4 protein-coding genes are annotated in these 4,815 nt (G+C 38.5%); 1 reads left to right on the top strand and 3 read right to left on the bottom strand.

Going from position 1 to position 4,815, the window contains the following annotated elements; translation table 11 throughout:
• The 3 genes from P8O70_02030 to P8O70_02020 form a co-directional block, all read right to left on the bottom strand.
• Positions 1-439 (bottom strand): ABC transporter permease (locus P8O70_02030; protein ID MDG2195663.1); only part of this gene is annotated, 439 nt, incomplete at its 3' end.
• A gap of 453 nt (positions 440-892) precedes the next feature.
• Positions 893-2,830 (bottom strand): ABC transporter substrate-binding protein, encoded by a 1,938-nt coding sequence (locus P8O70_02025; GenBank protein MDG2195662.1) that lies wholly within the window; start codon positions 2,828-2,830, stop codon positions 893-895.
• A gap of 141 nt (positions 2,831-2,971) precedes the next feature.
• Positions 2,972-4,039 carry a LacI family DNA-binding transcriptional regulator gene (locus P8O70_02020; GenBank protein ID MDG2195661.1) on the bottom strand — a complete coding sequence of 356 codons (1,068 nt, stop codon included), beginning with the start codon at positions 4,037-4,039 and terminating at the stop codon, positions 2,972-2,974.
• Between the two features lie 335 nt (positions 4,040-4,374).
• Between P8O70_02020 and P8O70_02015 the strand changes: the two genes are divergently transcribed.
• A partial coding sequence (locus P8O70_02015; GenBank protein MDG2195660.1) for a hypothetical protein occupies positions 4,375-4,815 on the top strand: 441 nt, incomplete at its 3' end.

Below are 4,815 nucleotides of genomic sequence, written 5' to 3'. Positions count from 1 at the left end.
TTCCAATAAAGCCAATTAAAGTAAAAATATAGTCGAATACACTATACTTTCTGATTGCAGAAAAAATCCCTATCGGTACCGCAATAATCCACTGCACCAGTATTGCACCTAAACTAATCGCAATTGTTCTTGGCACACGCTCACTCAGGATATCACTAACAGGCTTGTTATAAGTAAACGATACACCAAAATCCCCATAAAAAACTATGTTTGACATCCATCTTACATACTGTTCAACATATGTTTTATCCAAATGATACCTTTCCTTCAGCATTGCAATTTCTTCTTCTGTTGGGTTATAACCCTGAGCAATCATATTATATTCCCACTCAGTTACATAATCCCCAGGTGGTAATTGAATGATGATAAATGATAATATCGATATCAGGATTGCAAGTGGAAAAAGGTAAAATATTCTTTTAATTATGTAAAGAATCATTTGTTTTCTTGCAGATTTAAACTATTTTCTTTTAAGCCTTTACTTTTCATTCTTTTTACTTTTTTCGAAGAAGATTAAATCCTGATTTAAATTCATAATGATTATTATCATTCCCTCTTTTTAATAGTATTTTTCATGAAAAATTTGGTGAGAATACTAGTTGAATTGCATTCCCCATACAGATGGATTAGTTTAATTTTTTAGATTTTCTTGAGCTCAGGGTAAGTTTTGGAAGGTGGATAAACCTTTAGCGATCACCTTAGTTTTGTTTATTTTGTATACTTCTATTTCCTTACTGAAAATTCGAGCCCAAGGTTGGCACATACCTTGGGCAATTTTATTTCTGTCTAAGAATCAAAGACTCTTTGCTCTTTAATCTTAGTGCTGTGCCCCGACATATTTTGATTTTCTATTTTTTTAAAAAAATTCTATTTTCCCCTTTCATTTAGATCATTATTCATTTTCAACAAACCATATTGGTGCTGACTCTGAGATTCCTAGGTTGTATGGGTAACCTTCACGTGGGATATTTTTAATATTTTTCTTAAATATGTTTGGTACTTGGATTTTACCAATTGGCCATACCAAAGCATTTCCTTCTGAAAACCAGTTCAGTAAGTTGTTAAACAGTTCCTGCCCCTTCGGTGATTCTGGTGGTACAGCCATTCTTGCTGCGTTCATGTCATAGTACTTGACCATGTGCGCAGGTGGTTTATATCCCTGCTTTCCCTTGGTTTCCATATATTTTTTTGTTTGGCAACTCCAATCACCTTTCATACAAACATCATAATCTCTTGATATCCCTGAATACCATATGGGTTCGTCGTGCCAAAGTACTTTAAATGGCATTTCATTACTTTTAGTCCTTGCTCCTAATACCTGACTTGTTACCATTTTAGCATTTATGTTTAAACCCACTGCCTGAAAATATTTTGTCAACATAAAGCAAATATCAATCATGTCCGGTGACATATTTGCTGTAAGAATCGTTCCTCTAAAGGGAGATCCATCAGGGTAAGTGCGATATCCATCATCATCTCTTTTATTCATTCCTGCTTTATCAAGTAGTACATTTGCTTCTTTTGGATCGTATTCTGCCGATGTTATCGTAGGCATTCCATACAAGTTAAAGTAAAGTGAATTATTAATATCTTGACTATCTATTGCCAAAGCAAGTGCTTTCGTAAAATGATTATTTTTATCTTGTATTAGTTTTTGCCATTGGCTATCTGGATTTTCATAATCGTAATCCTGATTTACGTAGAGTGTTGGAGGACCGTTGATTGAACCTGTCATGACTACATTGTATCCACCTCTTTCTTCATTTTGTATGTATGTAGGCATGTCACTAATTTTCATGAAATCCGAATTTGAAAAATCTACCTCACCTGACACCAACTTCATAATTAGTGCTTCTTTATCATTTATCCCGTAAGTTATGATACCATCAATGTAAGGTAACTGATTTCCTTCTGGATCAACTCCAGCGTAATAAGGATTCCTTTCAACCCTCATCATATCTTCATTTCTTTCCACCAATTTCCATGGGTACAGTGTTGGAAGATCAACCAATCTTGGTTCATTGCCGCAACAAATATCCCAATGTACGCTTTCATAAATAGCAAATAATTGTTTGAATCCTTCTACTCCATGCTCTTTTGCCATTTTGTTGAGTTTTGATTCATCCGTATATTTTGGATGTAATTTTTTTAGAAAGTGTGAAGGCTGGATCAATTGCATATGGTCTTGGATCCAAGTCGTGAGTTCTGAAAGGAAGTAACCATATGGTTTACTGAATGTGATTGAAAATTCATATTTATCAATGATATCCAACTTTCCACAATCCTGTCTTGGATCCATTTGTGTGTACAGGGACCTCCTGTGAGACCCACACGGTATGCCCAGTGCCTCGTACTCATATATGTCTTCAAATACAAACCTCACATCCTCAGTTGTAACTGGATGACCGTCTGACCATTTTAAGCCTGGTCTTATTTTTATTGTATATTTTGAATAATCATCATTCCATTTTACCCATTCAGCCAATGCTCCTTTTACCTTATCAGGTGAAGTACTCTGGTCTGGTGCAATTAGAAAATTTCCTGCTGCAATCCCAATCTGATAATTTCTTGGTGCAATATCAGCCGTAACCAGAAATTTTCCATCACTGTAATTTCCAATTTGGAAATCCATCCATTCTTCCCCTACAAACGTCCCTGGCCCAATTACCCAAGGATCATCTGGAAGCCTTTCTTCAACTGTTGGTAGCTTGCCCTCCTTAACTAGCTTTGCTAACATGGGTGCTTCATTGTATTCTTTACCTGACACATTAACCGACAACGTTAGAGCTATGCTAACTGCCAATACCGCTTTGAATAGTGTTTTCAGCATGTGTTCCTCATCTATTGAATGTATTCAGTTTTTAGTCACTGTTCTATACTCAGATTAGACTGCTTCATTGTTTGTTTTTATTTTAATTTATTTGCTTCCCCTTGTAATTTATGTGAATTAAATAAGCCGAAAAGCACTCTTCTAAAGAAAGTCCTTAACGGAATGACGCCATACAACTGGTCCAATTAGTTGGTTGATCATCTTGGTCGGCTCTTTTGCCCCTACAGATCCTTTGATTTTCTCAATTAACAAAGCCGCAGCTGCCTCACCAATTTCTACGTATGGTAGTTGAACAGTGGTCAGTCCAGGATTTAGCAGTTCAGAAACCAGGGTGTAATCATCAAATCCTATAATAGAAATCTGTTCTGGAATGGAGATATCCCACTGCTGCAGTAGCATGTAGACATTCATTGCCATTTTGTCGTTTCCACAGCATATAGCCGTTGGCGGGCTCTCTAATTTTAGTAGCGTCTGCAGTAGTTTTTTTAGCGTTTGCTGCTCCACATCCGGAGAATCTCCTACATCCCCTACACTTGAAATTAAGTCTGGATCTACCTGTATACTCCGCTCCTTGTGCGCTCTGAGATACCCCATTTTTCTTTGTTTTGAAGCTACAATGGTTTCTGGAAGAGTTAGCAGTCCGATACGCTGGTGTCCTTTTGACAGTGCCGCCTCTGCTGCAAGGTAACCTCCCTCTGAATCATCTGGCACCACTGCAGGGAGCCTCTGCTGCTTGTCAAAGCAATTAACTAACACAGTTGGTATTTCAAGAAATGCTTTCGGAGGGTTAAATTCTTGGTGATAATCAGCTACAAACAGAATTCCTTCTACTTGGTGCTCCCTGAAAGTCTGTGTTAATTTCAGAATGTTTGCTGAGTTTTCTCCTGTATCTGCGACCATCATTAACATTTCACACTGATCTATCACGGTCTGGATTCCTTTGAGCAGATTGACTGCGGGAAGACCTGCTCTATCGGGAGTCATCGACACCGAGGTTATCGCTCTAGTTATTACACCAATCAATCCAGTTTTCTTAGTGCGCATCGTTCGGGCTGCCGTGAACGGCGTATAGTCTAGTTGACGCATAAACCTGAGTACTCTCTCCCGAGTTGATGCTTGGACGTTGGGCTCCTTATTTAAAACCCTCGAAACGGTTTTCATGGATACGCCAGCCGCTTTAGCAACATCAGAAATTGTCACCAAACTCATCTCTACTCAAAGAATTGCTTATGACAACGTTGTCATAAGTGATTTACAATTAGTTAACCGAAAAAATATTTTTTTGTCAAACATAAATTTCTATTTGCAAAAATTTCTGTCTCTGTTCACATAAGTAGCCCAATATTTTGGGTCTATCCAATTAGTGTCGGACTTTCTAAGTTCAGCTGCGCATTTGGGGCAACCATAATTTTGTGATAATTTGTCAGGCTTTCATAGTCCGGTGCCCTGAGAACTTGTTTTCGACTTTCTGCCACAGTTTCTACTCTATGCAACTTTTACCAGAAATCAAAAAGCTCATCTCAGCAGCCACATCTCCAGATCAAATGCGAACTCGTATCATAGCAATCGATGGCTGCGGTGGAGCTGGCAAAACTACGTTTGCTGCAAGTCTAGCTGGGTCTCTCGATAACTGTCCTATCATACATACCGATGATTTTGCTTCCTGGGATCATCCTGTCGACTGGTACCCACGGCTAATTGAACAAGTTTTGGAACCTCTACGGCAAAACCATGTAGCTCACTACCAGAAGTTCGATTGGCAGGCTAACCAACTGGGACAGTGGGAAACATTAGAACCCTGTTATGTTATGATCTTAGAGGGTGTTAGTGCTTCGAGATCAGAGTTTCGTCGTTATCTCAGTTTTTCAATCTACATTGAGACAAATCGAGAATTACGGCTGAAGCGTGGAATGGAACGAGACGGGGAAGATGCCTTGCCACTTTGGCAACAGTGGATGGTAGAAGAAGATGAGTATGTGCTTCGT

Source organism: SAR324 cluster bacterium (assembly GCA_029245725.1).
GTDB lineage: Bacteria > SAR324 > SAR324 > SAR324 > NAC60-12 > JCVI-SCAAA005.
Note: the sequence above shows the minus strand (reverse complement) of the source record. Positions and strands in the feature narration are given on the sequence as shown.

Bases quoted from the DNA above. Each gene is read 5' to 3' on its own strand.
- P8O70_02025 (MDG2195662.1), bottom strand. From the start codon at position 2,830: ATGCTGAAAACACTATTCAAAGCGGTATTGGCAGTTAGCATAGCTCTA.
- P8O70_02020 (MDG2195661.1), bottom strand. From the start codon at position 4,039: ATGAGTTTGGTGACAATTTCTGATGTTGCTAAAGCGGCTGGCGTATCC.